The sequence below is a fragment of the Yeosuana marina genome (assembly GCF_011762485.1).
GTDB lineage: Bacteria > Bacteroidota > Bacteroidia > Flavobacteriales > Flavobacteriaceae > Yeosuana > Yeosuana marina.
The window spans coordinates 146263-167630 of record NZ_JAAKGI010000003.1 but is presented as its reverse complement, the minus strand read 5'-3'; the positions used below and the strand labels follow the sequence as shown (position 1 = coordinate 167630).

At 33.4% G+C, this 21368-nt stretch carries 15 protein-coding genes; 6 read left to right on the top strand and 9 right to left on the bottom strand.

What is annotated here, in order from left to right; translation table 11 throughout:
• Positions 1-74: 74 nt before the first annotated feature.
• Positions 75-530, top strand: coding sequence for an RrF2 family transcriptional regulator (locus G5V56_RS05385; RefSeq protein WP_166962635.1), 456 nt, complete (start codon positions 75-77; stop codon positions 528-530).
• Here G5V56_RS05385 and G5V56_RS05380 read toward each other — a convergent pair.
• The 3 genes from G5V56_RS05380 to nrdG all read right to left on the bottom strand — a co-directional run bounded on the left by G5V56_RS05380 (position 527) and on the right by nrdG (position 4817).
• Positions 527-2344, bottom strand: a complete 1818-nt coding sequence (locus tag G5V56_RS05380) for a hypothetical protein (protein WP_166962633.1) — start codon at positions 2342-2344, stop codon at positions 527-529. The two genes, G5V56_RS05385 and G5V56_RS05380, sit on opposite strands and share 4 nt — an antisense overlap.
• 146 nt (positions 2345-2490) lie before the next feature.
• On the bottom strand, positions 2491-4365 hold the full coding sequence (gene nrdD / locus G5V56_RS05375; RefSeq protein ID WP_166962631.1) for an anaerobic ribonucleoside-triphosphate reductase: 1875 nt from the start codon (positions 4363-4365) through the stop codon (positions 2491-2493).
• Positions 4366-4367: 2 nt separating this feature from the next.
• The gene (nrdG, locus tag G5V56_RS05370; protein WP_166962629.1) at positions 4368-4817 is read right to left on the bottom strand and encodes an anaerobic ribonucleoside-triphosphate reductase activating protein; all 450 of its coding nucleotides are present in this window, start codon (positions 4815-4817) and stop codon (positions 4368-4370) included.
• A gap of 339 nt (positions 4818-5156) precedes the next feature.
• On the opposite strand from nrdG, the gene G5V56_RS05365 reads away from it, so the two are divergent.
• Positions 5157-7745, top strand: a complete 2589-nt coding sequence (locus G5V56_RS05365; RefSeq protein WP_166962627.1) for a phosphoenolpyruvate carboxylase — start codon at positions 5157-5159, stop codon at positions 7743-7745.
• A gap of 145 nt (positions 7746-7890) precedes the next feature.
• On the opposite strand, the gene G5V56_RS05360 is transcribed toward G5V56_RS05365, so the two are convergent.
• From G5V56_RS05360 to G5V56_RS05335, 6 genes are all read right to left on the bottom strand, one after another.
• Entirely contained in the window at positions 7891-8229 is a 339-nt protein-coding gene (locus tag G5V56_RS05360; protein WP_166962624.1) for a P-II family nitrogen regulator, read from the bottom strand.
• Positions 8230-8392: 163 nt separating this feature from the next.
• Positions 8393-9637, bottom strand: a complete 1245-nt coding sequence (locus G5V56_RS05355; protein ID WP_166962622.1) for an ammonium transporter — start codon at positions 9635-9637, stop codon at positions 8393-8395.
• Between the two features lie 24 nt (positions 9638-9661).
• Positions 9662-10000 (bottom strand): P-II family nitrogen regulator, encoded by a 339-nt coding sequence (locus G5V56_RS05350; RefSeq protein ID WP_166962620.1) that lies wholly within the window; start codon positions 9998-10000, stop codon positions 9662-9664.
• Between the two features lie 156 nt (positions 10001-10156).
• Positions 10157-11377, bottom strand: coding sequence for an ammonium transporter (locus G5V56_RS05345; protein ID WP_166962618.1), 1221 nt, complete (start codon positions 11375-11377; stop codon positions 10157-10159).
• Between the two features lie 26 nt (positions 11378-11403).
• The gene (locus G5V56_RS05340) at positions 11404-11742 is read right to left on the bottom strand and encodes a P-II family nitrogen regulator (RefSeq protein WP_166962616.1); all 339 of its coding nucleotides are present in this window, start codon (positions 11740-11742) and stop codon (positions 11404-11406) included.
• A 27-nt stretch (positions 11743-11769) separates the two neighbouring features.
• Complete coding sequence (locus tag G5V56_RS05335) at positions 11770-12768, bottom strand: outer membrane beta-barrel protein (protein ID WP_166962614.1); 999 nt, start codon at positions 12766-12768, stop codon at positions 11770-11772.
• A 466-nt stretch (positions 12769-13234) separates the two neighbouring features.
• Here G5V56_RS05335 and gltB point away from each other — a divergent pair, with 466 nt between their 5' ends.
• From gltB to G5V56_RS05315, 4 genes are all read left to right on the top strand, one after another.
• Entirely contained in the window at positions 13235-17749 is a 4515-nt protein-coding gene (gene gltB / locus G5V56_RS05330) for a glutamate synthase large subunit (RefSeq protein WP_240911225.1), read from the top strand.
• A gap of 4 nt (positions 17750-17753) precedes the next feature.
• Entirely contained in the window at positions 17754-19217 is a 1464-nt protein-coding gene (locus G5V56_RS05325) for a glutamate synthase subunit beta (protein WP_166962612.1), read from the top strand.
• A 175-nt stretch (positions 19218-19392) separates the two neighbouring features.
• A complete protein-coding gene (locus tag G5V56_RS05320; RefSeq protein WP_166962610.1) occupies positions 19393-19689 on the top strand; it encodes a hypothetical protein in 297 nt (98 codons plus the stop codon).
• An 84-nt stretch (positions 19690-19773) separates the two neighbouring features.
• On the top strand, positions 19774-21366 hold the full coding sequence (locus G5V56_RS05315) for a SulP family inorganic anion transporter (RefSeq protein WP_166962608.1): 1593 nt from the start codon (positions 19774-19776) through the stop codon (positions 21364-21366).
• The last annotated feature ends 2 nt before the right edge of the window (positions 21367-21368 follow it).

Genomic DNA, 21368 nt, shown 5'->3' with positions numbered 1-21368 from the left:
GAAATTCATAAATATTCACTTATTTAAAGACTAAAAAATCTTTTTTTAGTATGTTTGAAGACTAAAACAAACATATGCTCTCAAATGCTTGTCAATATGCCATTCGCGCAATTTTATATTTAGGGATACAAACTGACGAAAACAATAAAATTGGAGTTAAACAAATTTCTGAAGACTTAGAAACTCCACAACCTTTTTTAGCGAAGTTATTACAACAACTCACTAAAACTAATTTGGTCTCCTCAACAAAAGGACCCAACGGTGGTTTTTATCTTTCAGAAAAAGACACAAAAAATTCCGTTTGGGATGTTATTAAAACCATTGATGGCACTTCAAAATTTGATAGCTGTTTTTTAGGATTATCTAAATGCACTGATGAAACACCTTGTCCTGTCCATTTTATAGTATCTCCGTTTAAAGAGAAACTACTCAATAGTTTTAGAGATAAAACCATTGAGCAGTATGTGATTGAAATCCAACAAACAGGAAAAATTATTTCTCTGAAGGATTTTGATATTTTAAAAAACTAATTTGTAACTGGAATTAGTGACAAATTATCTATTTCTGAACCTACGTTTTGTAAGGTTCGCATACTAACTTCCAATTCATTTAAAACAGATTCTTTTATATCCTCAAAAGTATGTGCTACCATAGCAAATAAGTTTTGGTAATATAAAACACCATCTTTCATATTGTTAGTAAAGGTTACCAAATACTTTTCTTCCTTTTTATTCATACTTTGTTTAGCTTCTTCTAATTTATTTTTTAAGAAGTCTATGTAAATATGAAGTTCTTTTATAAACATATTTGGACGATCTGTTCTACTTATCATACAGTCTCTACCATAAATATGATCTGTCATATTTTTTAGACTCATTATTTTTGAATAATATGCCATATTTGGTCCTGGACAGATTGAAACACCTTCGCCTTCTACCTTGGTATCTAAATTATACGCTAATAGTGCTGATGTGCCTAAGCCGACACAAGTACAAGTTTTTTCTGTAATTTTGTTTAAGGCACTTTTGTATTCTTCAGAAGGCAGCTCTTTAGCATCCAGTTCTTTAATTTTTAAATATTGATACTCTCTTGAAGCTGTACAAATACCTGTCTCCTTAAATTCTTTATTTAGAGACACAAATTTCTTTGGACATGAACTCCCAGGTCTTCCTTTGTTTATAAAAGATTCCTTTTCTAAATCTTTGGTATTGGCTCTAAGATTATTAAACGGCACTCCTAATGGTGAAATATCACTTAGATACAAATCTTCTTCTTTTGCTTCTGCTAATTGATTTAATGTTTTTTCATCGACCGTTGTGGCCTCAGGAACTAATAAAAATGGCGTTCCCCAACCAATAGAATCGAGTTGGTAATGATCTAATAAAAATTCGTGTTCTTCCTCCGTACCAACACCTCCTTGAGCTGTAATTTTTAATTCTAATGAATTATCTGAAATAACACGTCCTTGATTTTCTAATTCTTGATTTAAAACGTCTTGGATAGTAGTTCTCAATTCTTCACGTTTTTCTTTGAATTCTTGTAAAACAGGCCCTAAAAGATACCCATCTGTAGCAAAGGCGTGACCACCACAATTAAGTCCAGACTCTATTCTGTATTCTGAAACCCATAAGCCTTTTTTCGCTAAAAATTTCCCTTGAATTAACGCCGATCTGTAATCACTAACTTTTAAAATAATTTTCTTATTGAAATGCCCTGTTGTGTCTGGATAAAAATCTTCGAACTGACTCATGTAAGCATACAAACGAGGGTTCATACCTGCGGAAAGAATCACTGATGATTTTAATTTACTTTGTGCAAATCCTCTTAATGCAGCATGAGCATCATTGTATTCAACTGGAAGTTTTTCATTTTTTATATAATTATCTTTATCAACCTTGGTCATGATGTTTACATCAATACTGCCCATGGTTAAGTTTTTATTTGCCCAACTTTTAATTTCTGATAAATCAAAACTACCTTCAATGAGTTTATTAAACTCAGCTTTTAATCTAGATCCATCAGGAAGCATAGCGATATACTTCTTTATTTCGTCACTTTTTTCATTAGACATGTTTTTTAAAGCTTGGAAATTTTTTTCGGCTAAATCACTTATCAAATTTAAATAAGAAGTGATTCTTTTGGCTCTAAAATCATCAATCTTGTCTGTGATTTCTTTATAAGGAATCTCGAACTTTTCACTATACATTTTTCTTAGTTTCTCTAATAAAATATCATCAACTAAAGAAATAACTGAATCTATACCGTATTGAGCAACCTTTAATGGTGAGTCTATTGTAAATCCAATACCCATAACAGGAATATGGAATGTGTGTTTATCTTTCATAGGTTTATTTAAGAATGAGTAAATCGGTAAAGGTACTTTGTTGAAACCTTATGAAACATGATATTCATCATGTATTAAAAGATAATCTCCTTTAGGGACTTCTTTTTAACATTACACTATACATAACATGTATGTATGATATAGTTCTAAACTTTATTTACAAAAGCGTCCTGCTGTTTTTCTTGATTTTGCTCTTGAAATTTTGCTATAGTGTTTACCCTTATATCTGCTAACTTATTTGATGTTTTTTCAAGATGGTAATGTCTTAGTTGATGTTCTTGCTGTCTGCCAGAACTAAAGCTTGATACGCGTTTTAAATAACCAATGACACGAGTTGCATGATCCACATCAATAGAGCCACAAGTAGTACATACATAATTAGTTTTTTTATCGATAGTATTACAATGATTACAAATTGTAATTTTAATATTGAAACAGAAATAGTTGCATCCTGCAGCAGCCGTAGCATGAATAAGTTTAATAAAACCTTCTTTATTAGGTGCTTCTTCAAGATTAAGGTGAAGTGCAGAACCACCATCAAGATATTTTATAATCTCTTTGCCGTGTAAAATGATTTTATCTAAAGTATTTGTTTGTTCGTCCTCGACTTTATAGAAATACGAATTATAACAGTCCCTAGAAACTAATAATCCATCTTGTTTATCCCATTTAGCATTTTTTATACCTAAATTTTCAGCAGGTACAAATTCTGTGTTAAACATATGTCCAAACTCTTTTTTAGCTAATTTATTTTCATCATAAATTGCTTTTAAATGGGTATTGACAAACTTTTTATAGTCTGAATTATTCCCCACACGAATGCCTAGACTTTCTGCTGCTTCAACCATGCCGTTAATACCAATGGTTAAAAATTGTTTGTCCAACGATATAAAACCAGCTTGATATACTGGCAGTAGTCCTGCTTTTTCATACTCTTCAATAAGACTTCTGTAGGCTAATTGGTATTTATGTATTTTTCTAACTTCTTCAACAATATTTGCGCCTTGTTGAACCAAACGATTTATATTAAGCGTAATAACATTAATGGAACCTGTGGCAACACCTCCAGCTCCTAATGAATAACTAAATGTATTATCACTTATTTCATTGCGCAACCTGCAGCATGACGCCAGGCTATCCGCACTTTCAGATTGGTATATAAAGAATGAGTTTCCTCGACTTAATTCTTGTGCACACATATCTGTAAATTCTACATCTACAGGTTTGCCATCATTAATCAACATAGCGGCTGTTACCACAGGAAATGTAAGAATGGCTTTATTGCGTTCTTGACTAAACCATTTCATGAAAAACGCTTGAAGTTTTTTAACGCTTTCCCATTGTGGCTTCGTCATATCTGGAAACACGAAATCTGAAAACATACTATTAAAATAAGCTTCATCATATATTGAAATGTTCCAAAATACAGATTGATAACCTCTTGCTGCAGCTGGCTGATTAACCGCGTAAACGACATGTTGCAAATGATTTGCGATGATTTCCTCATTCGTTTTTAAATAATTTGCTCCGTAATCTTTTGATGCAAAATGGTCGAAATACATTAAAAACTCAACCGTTGCTAAAGCTCCTGCAAATTGAGAACTTATAGCAAAAACCAAATTAACAAACTCTCCACAAAAACTTTCAAGATGCTTCGGGGCTCTACTTTCTCCTCCCACTTTAGTAAGTCCATCCAATAAAAACGGATACATGCTAATTGAAACACAATACGGTTTTAAAGACGTTTCATCATGCACATAAATTTCATGAGATTCTATTTGCCTCGTATATTCTTCAGCCAAATCATCACCAAATAAAGAAGCTATTTTACGTTTTACCAAAGCCCTATTCACCTGAATATTGATATCCTTATTAAGCTCTGCCTCCATAGTCGCGATGTTTTTAGACGTTACATTGGCATTAGCATCTACTTTAGAACCATCGGCTGCATTTGCTGAATGGATATATTGATGAATAAAATCAATTTTTTGATTTACTTGGGCGTCGGTCAGTCGTATCATGTTTAGGTTTTTATAAATAAGTTATTTTTTATGGTATTTGTTTTAACATCAATAAATTTTTGATTGGTATTTTTACTGCTTAATCCTCCCAATTCTTCAACCCACTTTCCAGTTTTTATCCAATTTAATTCGTTACGTATTGCCTTAGATACGTTTTCTTGCCCTGTATACAAACAGGTTTTATACATATGTTTCTTTGCTATTTTTAGCATTTCAAGAAGTTCTTCTTCATGCCATTCACCACCCATAAAAATCACACAGGTAGCAAGATCATCATATTGTAATAAGAGTTGTTCAAATTTTTTATAGGTAAGTAATTCTCCGTTTTCCTCGTTCCATAAATGCGAAGAGTGGCATCCTTTACATCGAATAGGACATCCACAAATAGTAAAACATAAACTAATTTCTCCCGGCACTTCTTGGAATACGACTTGAAAATCGTAATAATTCATACTAAAATATAATTTATAAGATTAAAAGGTCTTTTATTAATTTATAAAAATAAAGACTAATAGGGCTCATCTAAAATGAAATGAAATGAGTTATTAAAAATGTTATTAACAATGTCGTAATAGCTGAATTTTAAAGGAAATAGATAAAACGCTATGAAGTGATTTTATTTAATAGTTTTACATAACATGGTTATAAAAAGAAAGTAATTAACCGACTGTTTTTTTTAATTATTCCTAACGATAATTGGTTATACTTTATAATTTAATAAAACTTGTTAGAGAAATCGTTGATTAATTTATGCTTCATTACTTTTACATTTAATAAAAAAGATCGATTATATGTCAGTAGAGCCAAAATTAGCACGATTCAAGCAAAACGTCTTGTCTAAATATCAAATATACAATAGCATATTTATGACACTTCCATTTGACTCTATTACCAAAACAGGAGTCTTACTTCCTTTATTTCATGAAACATGTAAAAAAGGATTTGCCAATGGAGATAATCCTACTACTATTGTAGATACTTTTTTTAAAAAATACCAGGCTAGACGTACCACAGAAAGTCAAATAAATTTATTGTTTAGATTTATTCAATATATTGAGCGTCAGGTGGTTTTATTTGATGCTGTTGAAGATTCTGCATTTCCAATAGTTAATAATATGGAAGGTATTGGAACCTTGAGAAACTTGAAGGAATCTGCTGTTTCTGAAAACAGATTGGAAGAATTAAAAAACTACCTTGATGAGTTTAAAGTTCGTATTGTTTTAACAGCGCACCCCACACAGTTTTATCCTGGATCTGTGTTAGGTATTATTACCGATTTAACTCAAGCTATTAAAGAGAATAACCTTAAAGAAATAAATAATTTGTTTGCCCAACTTGGTAAAACACCTTTCTTTAAACATGAAAAACCAACACCTTATGATGAAGCTGTAAGTTTAATTTGGTATCTGGAAAATGTCTTCTATAAATCATTTGGAGAAATATATAACTACATTCAACAAAATATTTACGACGATAGTAAAAAGCACAACGATATTATTAATATAGGCTTTTGGCCAGGTGGCGACAGAGATGGAAATCCGTTTGTTAAACCCGACACAACCCTTAAAGTTGCGGCAAAACTAAAACAATCTGTCTTAAAAAAATACTATGCAGACTTAAAGGATTTAAGACGGAAATTAACGTTTAGAGGTATTGAAGAGCGCATTATTCGTTTAGAAACTATTATGTACAATTTTAGCATTGATTTAAATGCACAAGAAACCATAACTTCTAAAGAACTTCTTCGCGAACTACTTGATATTAGAAACACTGTTACAGAAAAACATCAATCATTGTATGTTTCAGAAATAAATAATTTAATAAACAGAATCCGTCTTTTTGGTTATTATTTTGCAACGCTTGATATAAGACAAGATAGTAGAATTCACCATTCTGTTTTTACAACAGTTATAGACTATTTAATTGAAAATGACCATCCTTCATTTCCTAAAAATTATCATGATTTATCTGAAGACGATCAAATCAAAATTTTGTCTGAGGTGACAGAAGCCGATATTGATATTAATGCCTTTGAAGATGAAATGGTCTTTAATACTTTAAAAACTATTGAAGCCATCAAACAAATTCAACAAACCAATGGTGAAAAAGGAGCAAACAGGTATGTTATTAGTAATAATCAAACAGCGCTAAATGTCATGCAACTGTTTGCAATGCTTAAAATGGTAACCTTTAAAGATAATCTAACAGTTGATGTTGTGCCTCTTTTTGAAACCATTACCGACCTAGAAAATGCTCCAAAAGTGATGGAACAGTTATATACCAACCCTAATTATATGGCGCATTTAAAAAGCCGAGGCAACAAACAAACCATTATGCTTGGGTTCTCTGATGGCACAAAAGATGGCGGATATTTAATGGCCAACTGGGGTATATATAAAGCTAAAGAATTGCTGACAGCTATGTCTAGAAAGTACGATATAACTGCTATATTTTTTGATGGGCGTGGTGGACCTCCAGCAAGAGGTGGGGGAAAAACACATCAGTTTTATGCATCATTAGGACCATCTATTGAAGACAAAGAAGTACAACTTACTATACAAGGTCAAACCATTAGTTCTAACTTTGGAACGCTTGATTCTTCACAATATAACTTAGAACAATTAATAAGTTCTGGCATGTTTAATCGTTTAGGAAAAGAAAAGCTTGCTATGTCTGATGAAGATAGAGTTGTTATGAACGATTTAGCTGAAACCAGTTATGATGCCTACAAAAACTTTAAAAATCATCCTATGTTCATTCCTTATTTAGAAAGAATGAGCACCCTTAAATATTATGCTAAAACCAATATAGGTAGTAGGCCATCAAAAAGAGGCACGTCTGATAAATTAGTTTTTTCAGATTTAAGAGCCATTCCGTTTGTAGGTTCTTGGAGTCAATTAAAACAAAACGTCCCAGGATTTTTTGGAGTAGGAACTGCTTTAAAAGCTTATGACGAACGAGGAGAATTCTATAAAGTAGAATCATTATATAAAAATTCTAAATTCTTTAAGACTCTATTGGAAAACAGTATGATGTCTTTAACTAAATCATTTTTTGATTTAACACAGTACATGTCTAAAGATGAAGAGTTTGGAGGTTTCTGGAACATTATTCATGATGAATATCTTACTACAAAAAGTCTGTTATTAAAACTTACTGGTTATAAAGAATTAATGGAAAATGAACCGTCTGGAAAAGCATCCATCGATGTAAGAGAATCTATTGTATTACCGTTGCTTACGATTCAACAATATGCGCTTAAAAAGATTCAAGAACTCGAAAAAGAAGATGTAAAAGATGAGGAGCAAATTAAGATTTTTGAAAAAATTGTAACACGCTCTCTATTTGGAAATATTAACGCTAGTAGAAATTCTGCATAACAAGCATTTTAAAAACTGTTAAAAAAGGAAGCATAAATTATGATTCCTTTTTTTGTGATGATTGATAAATTAATGCTTTTTGAACTTATAATATTGATAAGCTCAAACATTATTAGATATAAGCAGTTCTGTAACTAGTTTTAAATTATTTTAATGTGTCTCCGCCTTTTTCTCCTGTTCTAATTCTGTAAGACTCTTGTATATCTGATACAAAAATCTTTCCGTCTCCCACATCACCAGTTGCCGCTGAACTGATAATAGCATTGACCGTTGCATCAGCAAAATCATCATTGACTACTATAGAAAGATATCTTCTCTGAATATCACTGGTACTGTATGTAACACCCCGGTAAACATGTCCCTCTTTTTCGTTGCCTATCCCAGTAACATCCCAATACGAGAAAAAATTAACTCCTACATCGTGTAGCGCCTTTTTTACCTCAATGTATTTAGATTTTCTAATAATTGCTTCTACTTTTTTCATGGTTTCCAATACTTGTATTAATTCATATGAAAATACATAAAATATTATTAATATTTTTTATGAGACCATATTTATTTGGTTTTATTATGAATAAAAAAAGATGGCTCCCTAAGGCGAACCATCTTTTTTACAATATCTAACAATACCATGCAATAACTAAATTTTAGTGCTCATTTAACCTAAAATCTGGATAGGCATCCATACCATGTTCATGAATATCTAAGCCTTCTAATTCTTCTTTTTCAGAAACCCTAATTCCAACGGTTTTCTTCAATACAAATAATATGACAAAACTTGTTATCAAACAAAATATAGCATAAGCTCCAACACCCATTAATTGACTAAAAAATTGACTTACTCCAGCTAAATTACCAAAAATTCCAACGGCTAAAGTCCCCCAAACACCACAAATTAAGTGAACCGCAATAGCCCCTACTGGATCATCTAATTTTATTTTGTCAATACACGCAACAGCAAAAACAATAAGGGCTCCTGCTATTGAACCAATTAATATTGCATCCATGGGACTCATTTGATCTGCTCCTGCCGTAATACCAACCAAGCCTCCTAAAATACCATTTAAAAACATGGTTAAATCTAAATTTTTGTACATAACCGTAGAAACCAACATACATACAACTCCTCCAGCTGCTGCTGCCAAACAGGTTGTTACTAATGTTAAAGATGTTAAACTAGGGTCTGCAGAGAGCACAGATCCGCCATTAAAACCGAACCAACCTAACCAGAGTATCAAGACACCAGATGTTGCCAAAGGCAGGTTATGTCCAGGTATTGCTTGTGCTTTCCCATCTTTAAATTTACCTATTCTAGGTCCTAATAACCACACGGCAACCAAAGCTGCCCACCCTCCAACTGAGTGTACTAATGTTGATCCTGCAAAATCATAAAAAGGGGTTTCCATAGACTGTAAAAACCCTCCGCCCCATTTCCAAGAACCTGCAATTGGGTATACTAATCCTACATAAAATATAGTAAAAATCATAAACGGTACTATTTTCACACGCTCAGCTACAGCACCAGAAACTATGGTTGCAGCTGTTGCAGCAAACATGCCTTGAAACAAGAAATCCGTCCAATAAGTATATCCTCCATCTGCATAAAATGATCCATCTGCATTGGTAAATGCATTTTGCATATCTCCTAAACCAATACCAAAATGTGGCATAGCCAAAACCCCATTAAATTCTCCTGGATACATCAAATTAAATCCTACTATAAAATATAGTAAAAGGCCAATTGTAATAATGAAAATGTTTTTGAATAAAACGTTTATTGTGTTTTTTTGTCTTGTTAGTCCTATTTCTAAAAGGGAAAACCCTAAGTGCATAAAAAAAACAAGCGCGGTACAGATCATCATCCATACATTATTTGTAGTAAGTAATTCCATAAAAATTTATTATAGTTTAGTAGTTTATTTTAAAGTTTGTTCTCCTCTTTCTCCAGTTCTAATTCTAATAGACTCTTGGATTTCAGAGACAAATATTTTTCCATCACCAACCTCATCTGTTCCTGCAGAACCAATAATTGCATTAACCGTTGCATCTGCAAAATCATCATTTACAACTATAGATAAATACCTGCGTTGAATATCACTAGTACTATATTCTATACCCCGGTAAACATGCCCTTCTTTTTCATTTCCAATTCCGGTTACATCCCAGTAAGAAAAAAAGTTTACTCCAACATTATGCAATGACTCCTTTACATCTCGATATTTTGATTTTCTAATAATTGCTTCAATTTTTTTCATATTGTTATTTATGCTTTGAAGCCAAAAGTATATAAATTAATTTAAAAATATATAAACAGGAAGGGTGTATGGAGTAAAAAATGATAAAATAACAAAAGGACCCCTAAAAATTTAGGGATCCTTTTACAAAAAATGCTTTTTTAATTTAATATGATATTAATGCTCATTTAATCTGAAGTCTGGATACGCCTCCATACCATGCTCATGAATATCTAATCCTTCAACTTCTTCTTTTTCAGAAACTCTTAATCCAATTGTTTTCTTAAGAATAAATAATATGATGAATGATGTCACTAAAGACCAAGCGCCTATTCCAAATACACCAGCAGCTTGTGCTCCTAATTGTGAGAATCCACCACCGTAAAATAAACCACCATCTGTAGCAAACACACCTACAAGTAACGTGCCTATTGCTCCACAAACACCGTGAACAGATACAGCTCCTACAGGATCATCAATTTTTAATTTTTTATCAATAAACTCAATTGATAAAACAACTATAATTCCACAAATAAGTCCAATTGCTGTTGCTCCATAATTATCTACAGCAGCACAACCAGCTGTTACACCAACTAATCCTGCTAGAGCACCATTTAACGTCATAGATGCATCTGGCTTACCATACTTTATCCAAGTTAAAAACAAGGCTGCAATAGCACCAGCCGCTGCGGCTAAGTTAGTTGTTATGATAATATTTGATACGTGATTAGCACTATCTCCTGAAATTGCTAACTCAGAACCACCATTGAATCCAAACCATCCTAACCAAAGAATAAATACACCTAACGCTCCAAATAGAATGCTATGTCCAGGAATTGCATTTGATTTCCCGTTAGTATATTTACCAATTCTTGGGCCAACTAATGCTGCAGCAACTAAAGCCGCCCATCCACCAACTGAATGTACCACTGTTGAACCAGCAAAATCAATAAATCCTAAGTTAGTTAACCAACCATCTCCTTGCCATACCCAGTGACCAGATATAGGATAGATAAGAACTGTCATCACAAAAGAGAAAATTAAATAGGTAGAGAATTTAGTTCTTTCTGCAATAGCTCCAGAAACAATAGTTGCGGCTGTAGCACAAAATACTGTTTGGAAAAACAGATTATGCATTTCTCCATCAACATTATAAAACAATGAAGGGTTACCAATAAAACTTCCTATATCGTCTCCATACATAAGTGTGTATCCTATTAACCAAAACCCAAGAGACCCTATACATAAGTCCATTAAGTTTTTCATAATAATGTTAATAGTATTTTTAGACCTTGTGAATCCTGTTTCTACTAATGTAAATCCAGCTTGCATAAAGAAAACCAATATACCAGCTATTAATATCCACATTAAATCTAATACTGCATTTACTTCTTCCATAATTAAATGTTTTTAATGATTGATTATTATTTTAAAGTGTCTCCACCTTTTTCTCCTGTTCTTATTCTATAGCATTCCTGTATATCTGATACGAAAATTTTGCCATCTCCAACTTCTCCAGTTGCAGCAGAACTAAGGATAGCATTTACCGTAACTTCAGCAAAATCATCATTTACAACTATAGACAAATATCTGCGTTGAATATCACTAGTACTATAAGTTACACTTCTATATACATGCCCTTCTTTTTCATTTCCCAATCCTGTAACATCCCAGTAAGAGAAAAAGTTTACTCCAACACCATGCAGAGCTTCTTTTACTTCGCGGTATTTAGATTTTCTAATTATTGCTTCAATTTTCTTCATAATTATTATGTATTTTAATTAAGGTTTTTAGAAACTATATATTGCAGCTAAAGCAAATGAACTTAAGCTTTTAGATGGTGCCCCGTTACTATCAAGTAAAAAACTTGAATCGTCAGATGAACTATCCAATCTTAGTTCTGGTTTAATAGTTAAATTTTCAATTGAATAACTTCCTGTTAATGTTAAGGCAAGAACACTCGTGTCTTCTAAACCAGTTCCTATAGCTCCATAATCACCCATTTCTTCAAAATATTCTCCTCTTAAACCAATAGTAAAAGAATCTGAAGTAGCTAATTGAGGGTATAAAGCAGCCCCATAAAAACCTAGACCATCGTTATCTTGGTAAGCAGCATTAATACCTAAGAAGAAAGAATCTGATAAATCAAATCCACCTGTATAATCAATTTCGAATCCAAGTTTTACACCAGAATCATAATAGAAATTTAAGAATTGACCTGAATATCCCAATTGTGCCCCTAAAGCATAATCACCAGTCATATTATTGTTTGTATCTGTCGCATTCATAACGGCTAACATTAAACTAAAATCATCAGATAATGCAAAATCAGCTTTTAATCCTACATGAGAGAATGGTCCGTAAGAAAACAAATAAGAAGTACTATAGTTAAAATTAGCTGCTGGTGAAATGACCTCATACCCTAAATAAGTATTAAAACGACCCATTGTTAATGTTGTGCTTTCAGATACATTCCAATAAGCATATAATTGGTTAAGGTTGTAACCTCCTATAGCAGCATCTCCTCTTGGTCCAAAAACTACATCGGCAACAACACCTGTTTTTTCACCATCATAAGACGCAATAATATTAGCCATCCCTAAAGCAAACCCTGTTTCGTTTGCAAAAGAAGTCCCGGGAGTAGCAGATAAATTATCTGGAGAACTTAAGTTTGTTTTGTAATAAGTATCTATCGTACCGCTAATACTAACTTTTTTAGCTGGTGCTTCCTCTTGAGCAAAAATTGCCGTTGCCATAAAGAGCATCGAAAGTGTAATAAGTTTTTTCATAATTGTTTAATTTTAAGTTATTGTTTTTAAGTGTTATTTTTTTGTTAATACGACGTAAACTTATGTAAAAAACTTTTATACCCTAAAAAAAATAGGGGTCATTGGTTAACTTTTATTGATTTAAATATTTTTACCCTATTTTTTTGAGGGCATTTTATTTATTATTTGATTTTTTGATTTTTTAATAATACTAGAAATTGAGTATTTCATATTAATTATTATTATTTGATGTCATTATTGTTGTTTAAACCCACTTTTGTTATGATTAATTTACAATTTGTTAATTTTTGTTAATTATTTAACAAATGAATATTTGTTAAAAAAAACCGCAATTATTGATATATACTTATTTTTATATCACATATGCATCAAAAATCGAAATAATGAAATAGCACTTGTTGTAATTCAAAATCTACTGCATATATTCGCTTTGAAAAGTCTTATTTCAAACCAAAATTTGTTGATTATGTTGAAGAAACAAGGAATGTATTTACCAGAATTTGAACACGAAAATTGTGGAGCTGGTTTTATTTGTAATCTTAAAGGAGAGAAAACAAATCAAATCATCCATGATGCGTTAGAAATTCTTGTAAAATTAGAACACAGAGGAGGTGTTAGTGCCGATGGGAAAACAGGTGATGGTGCAGGTTTATTAATTGATATCCCTCACGAGTATTTTAAACGTGTCTGTAATTTTAAAATTCCGGCACAACGAGACTATGCTGTAGGCATGGTATTTCTACCGAAAGTTTCCAATCAATATCAGTTTTGTAAAACCATTTTTGAGCAAGAAATAAAAGCCCAAGGATTGTCTCTATTAGGTTGGAGAAAAGTACCTGTAGACTCCTCCAATCTTGGAGAAATAGCCTTGGCTTCAGAACCAATTATCGAACAAATTTTTATTGGTAAAACAGAAGATATTTCTGAAAATGTTTTTAAAGCAAAGCTTTATGCAGCACGTAAAATTACAGAGCACACCATTAGAAATTCTAAAATTTCTGAAAGCGGTTACTTTTATGTACCAAGTTTATCAACAACAACCTTAATATATAAAGGCATCATCATGCCTGAAGATATTGGGCCGTATTATACAGATTTACAACAGATAGATTTGGTTACTCGTCTAGCTCTAGTACATCAGCGTTTCTCTACTAATACGATGCCCACTTGGGAGTTAGCACAGCCATTCCGATATATGTGTCAAAATGGAGAAATTAATACCCTACGAGGAAATGTGAGTAGAATGCGTATTCGTGAAGAAATCATGAAAAGTGATGTCTTCGGACCACAAATAGAGAAATTATTCCCTATAATCTTGCCAGGAAAATCTGATTCTGCCTCTATGGATATGGTGGTTGAATTATTGACTCACACAGGAAGATCGTTACCAGAAATTATGATGATGATGATTCCTGAAGCCTGGGAAAAACATCAAACCATGACAGAAGATAGAAAAGCCTTCTACGAGTATAATGCCTGTATCATGGAGCCTTGGGACGGTCCTGCTTCTGTGCCTTTTACAGATGGCGACTATATTGGTGCTTTATTAGATAGAAACGGTTTAAGACCATCAAGATATACCGTTACAAAAAGTGGTAAACTTATTATGTCTTCTGAAATAGGCGTAGTTGATATTGCTCCCGAAGATGTTGAAAAACATGGTCGATTAGAACCTGGTAAAATGTTCTTGGTAGATATGAACGAAGGACGCATTATTGAAGATGAAGAAATTAAAAGTAAAATTGTTTCAGAAAGACCCTATAAAGAATGGCTGAAAAATAAAAGGCTTCATTTAAAAGATGTGCCTTACACCAATGACACCTGTCCCATTGAAACTATCGATATAAAGACAAGACAACGTTTATTTAATTATACGTTTGAAGATATTCAAGAGGTTATTACCCCAATGGCTGTAGGTGGTAAAGAAGCTTTAGGCTCCATGGGTATTGATACCCCTTTAGCCGTATTATCTGATAAACCTCAACTCATTTCAAACTATTTTAAACAATTATTTGCACAGGTTACCAACCCACCGTTAGACGGTATTCGTGAAGAAATTGTAACGGATATAAGTTTAAACCTTGGTGAAGATAGAAATATCTTTAATATCTCTGAGGAGCAATGCCGAAAACTAAAAATTCAAAACCCAGTAATATCTAATGCCGATTTAGAAAAAATAAGAACCATTTCTATTGAAAGTTTTAAAGCGGAGACTATTGAAATTTTATATCCAAAATCCGAAGGACTTAATGGTCTTGAAAATGCTTTAGAAGATATTATCGTTCAAACAACAAAAGCGCTAGAGAGAGGTACAAACATCATTATTCTGTCAGACAGAGGTGTTAATAAACAATTTGCACCTATCCCTGCTTTATTGGCGTGTTCTTATGTAAACCATCAAATGAATCGTTTACGCAAGCGTTCTTATTTTGATATTATTATTGAATCTGCAGAACCCCGCGAACCACATCACTTTGCTACCTTGTTTGGTTACGGCGCTAGTGCTATTAATCCATATATGGTGAATGAAATTATCAGAATGCAAGTGAAAGAAGGATTTATTGTAGGTATGGACGAGCAGAAAGCTGTTGATAATTTTAATAAAGCTATAGGAAAGGGAATTTTAAAAGTGATGAATAAAATAGGAATCTCTACACTCCATTCATATCGAGGTTCTCAAATTTTTGAAATCGTTGGCTTTAACTCTCAATTTGTAGAAAAATATTTTCCTTACACAGCCTCTAGAATTGAAGGTATTGGTTTATATGAAATTGAAAAAGAAATTAACGAGCGTTATAAATACGCCTACCCAGATAACACCATAGATAAACGATTAGGTTTAAATATTGGTGGCGATTACAGATGGAGACGTAACGGAGAAAAACACTTATTTAATCCTACAACCGTTGCTAAATTACAGCAAGCCGTTAGGTTAAGCGATCAGGCAAGTTATGATGTTTATTCAAAAGCTATCAATGAACAGTCTGAAAATTTAATGACCATTCGTGGTTTATTTGAGTTTGATAATTTAGACCCTATTCCTCTTGAAGAAGTAGAAGATTGGACTGAGATTGTAAAGCATTTTAAAACAGGCGCCATGTCTTATGGGTCTATTTCACGCGAAGCCCATGAAAACTTAGCGATTGCTATGAATCGTATTGGCGGAAAATCAAACTCTGGAGAAGGTGGAGAAGATAGAAAACGTTTTCATCCAGATGTGAATGGCGATAGCCGCAACTCTGCTATTAAACAAGTGGCATCAGGTCGTTTTGGAGTTACCTCGCACTATTTAACAAATGCAAAGGAGATTCAAATAAAAATGGCTCAAGGTGCTAAGCCTGGAGAAGGAGGTCAGCTTCCTGGAGAAAAAGTATTACCTTGGATTGCAGCCGCTCGTAACTCAACACCTTTTGTTGGTTTAATATCACCTCCTCCTCATCACGACATTTATTCTATTGAAGATTTAGCGCAACTTATTTTCGATTTAAAAAATGCCAACCGTGATGCTAGAGTTAATGTAAAATTAGTATCTGAAGTAGGTGTTGGAACTATTGCCGCCGGTGTAGCAAAAGCAAAAGCCGATGTTGTTTTAATTTCGGGTTATGATGGTGGAACAGGAGCATCACCTCTCACCTCACTAAAACATGCTGGATTGCCATGGGAACTTGGTTTATCAGAAGCGCAACAAACTTTAGTTTTAAATAACTTAAGAAGTAGAATTGTTGTAGAATGCGACGGTCAACTAAAAACAGGTCGTGATGTTGCAATAGCAGCCTTATTAGGAGCCGAAGAATTTGGTTTTGCAACAGCGCCTTTAGTAGCGTCAGGTTGCATCATGATGCGTAAATGTCACTTAAACACCTGTCCTGTCGGTATCGCAACTCAAGATAAAGAATTGCGTAAAAACTTTAAAGGAACGCCAGAACACGTGATTAACTTCTTTTATTATATTGCTGAAGAATTAAGAGGTATCATGGCGCAATTGGGCTTTAGAACCTTAAAAGAAATGGTTGGTCAAACACATAAAATAAATGCCAACAAAGCAATCAAACATTATAAAGCAAAAGGTTTAGATCTTTCGGCTATTTTATATAGACCAGAAGCTTACAGTAAAATGCCCGTTAGAAATACTGAGAAGCAAGATCATAATTTAGAAGACGTGCTTGACTTCACTATTCTTAAAGATTCTCATAGAGCTTTATATAGAAAAGAAAAAATGGATTTAGCCTATCCTATTAATAATACAAACCGAACCGTTGGAGCTATTGTTAGTAACGAAATTTCAAAAATTTACGGTCATCTTGGTTTACCAGAAGACACATTAAATATTGGTTTTAAAGGATCTGCTGGCCAAAGTTTTGGAGCTTTTGGAGCACACGGCTTAACATTTACACTTGAAGGAAACACTAATGACTATTTAGGAAAAGGCTTATCTGGTGCTAAACTAATTGTAAAAAAACCAGCCAAAGCAGACTTTATAGCCGAAAACAATATTATTGTAGGTAATGTTTGTTTATTTGGAGCCGTCCAAGGTCAAGCTTTTATAAACGGTATAGCTGGTGAACGTTTTGCCGTTAGAAATTCTGGTGCTACTGCTGTAGTAGAAGGTGTAGGCGATCATTGTTGTGAATATATGACAGGAGGAAAAGTAGTCGTACTTGGAAGAACAGGCAGAAACTTTGCTGCTGGAATGAGTGGTGGTATTGCTTATGTTTATGATCCTGAAAATAAATTCACAAACGGTTTATGTAATACAGAAACGATTGAGTTTGAAACCATAACAGCTGAAGATGATTCAGAATTAAAAACTTTGATTGAAAAACACGTTTTATATACTAACAGTAGCCTTGGTAATAGGCTGTTGGCCGATTGGGAAAACAGCTTAAACAATTTTGTAAAAGTAATGCCAACAGAATATAAGCGAGCTTTAAAACGTCTAGAGACAGAAGAACCAATGGTAGAAGAATTAACAATAGCATAGTGTCATGGGAAAAGTAACAGGATTTAAAGAATTTGAAAGACAAGATGAAACATACACGCCTGTTCCAGAACGTGTAAAACATTATAACGAATTCACCGTACCTTTAAGTGAGGAAGACCTTACTAAACAAGGATCGCGTTGTATGGATTGCGGTATTCCATTTTGCCATAGTGGATGTCCTCTAGGAAATTTAATTCCAGATTTTAATCATATGGTTCATCAAGGAGAATGGCAAAAGGCCTCTTGGATATTACATTCAACCAACAATTTCCCTGAATTTACAGGGCGTTTATGTCCTGCTCCATGTGAAAAATCATGTGTGTTAGGAATTATTGAAGACCCTGTTTCAATAGAAAACATTGAGAAAAATATTGTTGAACGTGCCTTTAAAGAAGGTTGGATAAAACCGCAACCACCAAAAACAAGAACTGGTAAAACCGTGGTTATAGTGGGCTCAGGACCAGCTGGACTAGCTGCTGCTCAGCAATTAAACAGAGCTGGACATACCGTAACTGTTTTCGAAAGAGATGATGAAGTTGGTGGTCTTCTCAGGTATGGTATTCCAAACTTTAAAATGGAAAAAGGTATTATTGAACGCCGTGTTGCTATTTTAGAAGCTGAAGGCATCACTTTTAAAACCAATGTGAATGTTGGGGTAAACTATGATGTAGAAAAATTAAAAATATTTGATGCTGTTGTTCTTTGTGGTGGTGCAACTGAAAGACGAAGCTTGCCAACACCTGGTAGTGATGCCGATGGCGTGGTACAAGCTATGGATTTCTTAACGCAGCAAACCAAAGTGTTATTCGGGAAAGAAGTTAAAGACCAAGTACTAGCTACCGATAAACATGTTATCGTGATTGGTGGTGGCGATACGGGTTCTGATTGTGTAGGAACATCGAATCGCCAAGGCGCTAAATCGGTTACTAATTTCGAAATCATGCCAAAACCGCCAGGACGACGTTCACCATCTACGCCTTGGCCATATTGGCCTTTACAACTTAAAACATCATCATCTCATGAAGAAGGAGTTGAAAGAAACTGGCTCATTAATACTAAAGAGTTTGTAAAAGATAGTAACGGAAAATTAACAGCCTTAAAAACGGTGAATGTTGAGTGGAAAATGGTTCCAGGTGAGCGCCCTCAACTTATAGAAATTGCAGGTACAGAAAAAACGTGGCCATGTGATTTAGCATTACTAGCACTAGGATTTACAGGTCCTGAGAGTACAATTGCAGACCAATTAGGTATTGAAAAAGATGTTCGCTCAAACTATAAAGCAGACTATGGCAAATACCAAACCAATATTCCAAACATATTTACTGCTGGCGACATGCGTCGTGGTCAATCATTAATTGTTTGGGCAATTTCAGAAGGACGTGAAGCTGCCAGACAAGTGGATATTTATTTAATGGGAAAATCAAATTTACCATCCAAAGATATTACTGGAGACTTGGTTGCTCTTTAAAAATTTATAACATTTTTAATGCTCCTTTCAATCTTATTGGAAGGAGTTTTTTATTATATGTTTGTTATAAACTAATGAAATATTTAAGGAGACTAAATTATGTTTTGCTGTTATTTAGACATAATTTAACAGTTTAAACCATGTTAAACATTATATTTGTTTTTTTAAATTTTAGATGAAGAAAAGTATTATTTCAATATCTCTTACTGTATTATTTTTGGGGCTCATTGTTGCTCCAACAGTTATTGCTGTATTGGATGATTCTATTGATACTTCAATATTTTATTCTATCACTGAGGAAGAAGAAAATGGAAAAGCTAAGAACTTACTATCTCCTTTTTCATCAGAAAACAATGATGTCGCTTCAGATTTTTTACTGGAAGTCCATCAATCTTTCTGTTACAAATTTAAAAATTATCCAAAACCGCATTTAAATCTTATTTCACCCCCTCCAGAATTAAGCATATTATAATTTACGCTTTTTCAGGCTTAACAAAGTCTATTAATCAAGTTTAACTACTCTTGGCTAACTAGCCTTGAGTAAAAATATTATAATATGTTTAAATATATAAAAAGTGACTTGCCAGCGAGTATAGTCGTATTTTTTGTGGCATTACCGCTATGTTTAGGTATTGCTTTAGCCAGTGGAGCTCCATTATTTTCAGGAGTTATTGCAGGGATTATTGGAGGAATTGTTGTTGGAGCTCTAAGTGGTTCTAAAGTTGGTGTTAGTGGTCCTGCGGCAGGACTTGCCGCTATTGTTTTAACTGCCATTGGTTCTTTAGGCGGTTATGAAAACTTTCTTGTAGCCGTAGTACTAGGAGGTGTTATTCAATTATTATTTGGAGTTTTAAAAGCGGGTATTATAGGTTACTATTTTCCTTCTTCAGTCATAAAAGGGATGTTAACCGGTATTGGAATTATTATTATTTTAAAACAAATACCTCACTTCTTTGGTTATGACACAGAACCAGAAGGTGCCGATAGTTTTATAGAAATGTCTGGCGAAAACACATTTTCAGCCATTTTAAATATGTTTAACAACATTACTATTGGCTCAATGATTATAGGAATTATAGGTCTAGGAATTATCCTATTATGGGATAAAGTCCTTTCAAAAAAAGCAAAATTTTTCCAAGTTATCCAAGGCCCTCTAGTAGCTGTTGTTATTGGTATTGTTTACTTTGCCGTAACTTCGGGAATGGAAACATTTGCTATTCTTCCAAAACATTTGGTAAATGTCCCTATCCCTGAAGATGCAACCTCCTTTTTTAATCAGTTTAGTTTTCCCAATTTCGGAGCGATTACAAATCCAGAAGTCTGGATTACGGCATTCACAATAGCACTTGTAGCTAGTTTAGAAACATTACTGTGTGTTGAGGCAACTGATAAAATAGATCCACATAAAAACGTAACGCCTACCAACAGAGAACTATTAGCACAAGGTACTGGGAACATACTTTCTGGACTTGTTGGTGGTTTGCCTATCACTCAAGTGATTGTGCGTAGTTCTGCTAATATTCAATCTGGTGGACGAACAAAATTATCAGCAATCATTCATGGTTTTTTATTATTAATATCGGTAATAATAATTCCGAAGCTATTAAATATGATTCCACTATCTGTTTTAGCTGCCATACTGTTAGTAGTAGGTTTTAAATTAGCAAAACCATCCTTATTTAAAAAAATGTTTGCTCTGGGATGGAAACAATCTGTTCCGTTTACGGTAACCGTTGTTGGTATTGTTTTTACAGATTTATTAGTTGGTATCAGTTTAGGGCTTTTGGTTGGGATTATAGTTATCCTATTAAAAAGTTACCAAAACTCTCATTTTCTTCACATTGAAGATAAAAGCAACGGAAAACACAAGATAAAAATGACGCTTGCAGAAGAGGTTACATTTTTTAATAAAGGAGCTATTCTAAAGGAATTATATAGTTTGCCAAGAGATACTTATTTAGAGCTAAACCTTATGAAAACCAGGTATTTAGATAATGATATTATTGAAATACTAGATGACTTTGCTTTTAAAGCTAAAGAAAGAAATATTGATATCAAGTTAGTTTCTAAACGTGGTGTCGTTGAAAACCCAGAAAGTTTTTTCGAGTTTTTTAGACACAGACCTAAATCAAGTTTAAGCTTAAGTTAATC

What these genes read in the sequence shown, in the direction of transcription:
- G5V56_RS05385 (WP_166962635.1), top strand. Translation starts at nt 75, where the DNA reads ATGCTCTCAAATGCTTGTCAATATGCCATTCGCGCAATTTTATATTTA.
- G5V56_RS05380 (WP_166962633.1), bottom strand. Translation starts at nt 2,344, where the DNA reads ATGAAAGATAAACACACATTCCATATTCCTGTTATGGGTATTGGATTT.
- nrdD (WP_166962631.1), bottom strand. Translation starts at nt 4,365, where the DNA reads ATGATACGACTGACCGACGCCCAAGTAAATCAAAAAATTGATTTTATT.
- nrdG (WP_166962629.1), bottom strand. Translation starts at nt 4,817, where the DNA reads ATGAATTATTACGATTTTCAAGTCGTATTCCAAGAAGTGCCGGGAGAA.
- G5V56_RS05365 (WP_166962627.1), top strand. Translation starts at nt 5,157, where the DNA reads ATGTCAGTAGAGCCAAAATTAGCACGATTCAAGCAAAACGTCTTGTCT.
- G5V56_RS05360 (WP_166962624.1), bottom strand. Translation starts at nt 8,229, where the DNA reads ATGAAAAAAGTAGAAGCAATTATTAGAAAATCTAAATACATTGAGGTA.
- G5V56_RS05355 (WP_166962622.1), bottom strand. Translation starts at nt 9,637, where the DNA reads ATGGAATTACTTACTACAAATAATGTATGGATGATGATCTGTACCGCG.
- G5V56_RS05350 (WP_166962620.1), bottom strand. Translation starts at nt 10,000, where the DNA reads ATGAAAAAAATTGAAGCAATTATTAGAAAATCAAAATATCGAGATGTA.
- G5V56_RS05345 (WP_166962618.1), bottom strand. Translation starts at nt 11,377, where the DNA reads ATGGAAGAAGTAAATGCAGTATTAGATTTAATGTGGATATTAATAGCT.
- G5V56_RS05340 (WP_166962616.1), bottom strand. Translation starts at nt 11,742, where the DNA reads ATGAAGAAAATTGAAGCAATAATTAGAAAATCTAAATACCGCGAAGTA.
- G5V56_RS05335 (WP_166962614.1), bottom strand. Translation starts at nt 12,768, where the DNA reads ATGAAAAAACTTATTACACTTTCGATGCTCTTTATGGCAACGGCAATT.
- gltB (WP_240911225.1), top strand. Translation starts at nt 13,235, where the DNA reads ATGTTGAAGAAACAAGGAATGTATTTACCAGAATTTGAACACGAAAAT.
- G5V56_RS05325 (WP_166962612.1), top strand. Translation starts at nt 17,754, where the DNA reads ATGGGAAAAGTAACAGGATTTAAAGAATTTGAAAGACAAGATGAAACA.
- G5V56_RS05320 (WP_166962610.1), top strand. Translation starts at nt 19,393, where the DNA reads ATGAAGAAAAGTATTATTTCAATATCTCTTACTGTATTATTTTTGGGG.
- G5V56_RS05315 (WP_166962608.1), top strand. Translation starts at nt 19,774, where the DNA reads ATGTTTAAATATATAAAAAGTGACTTGCCAGCGAGTATAGTCGTATTT.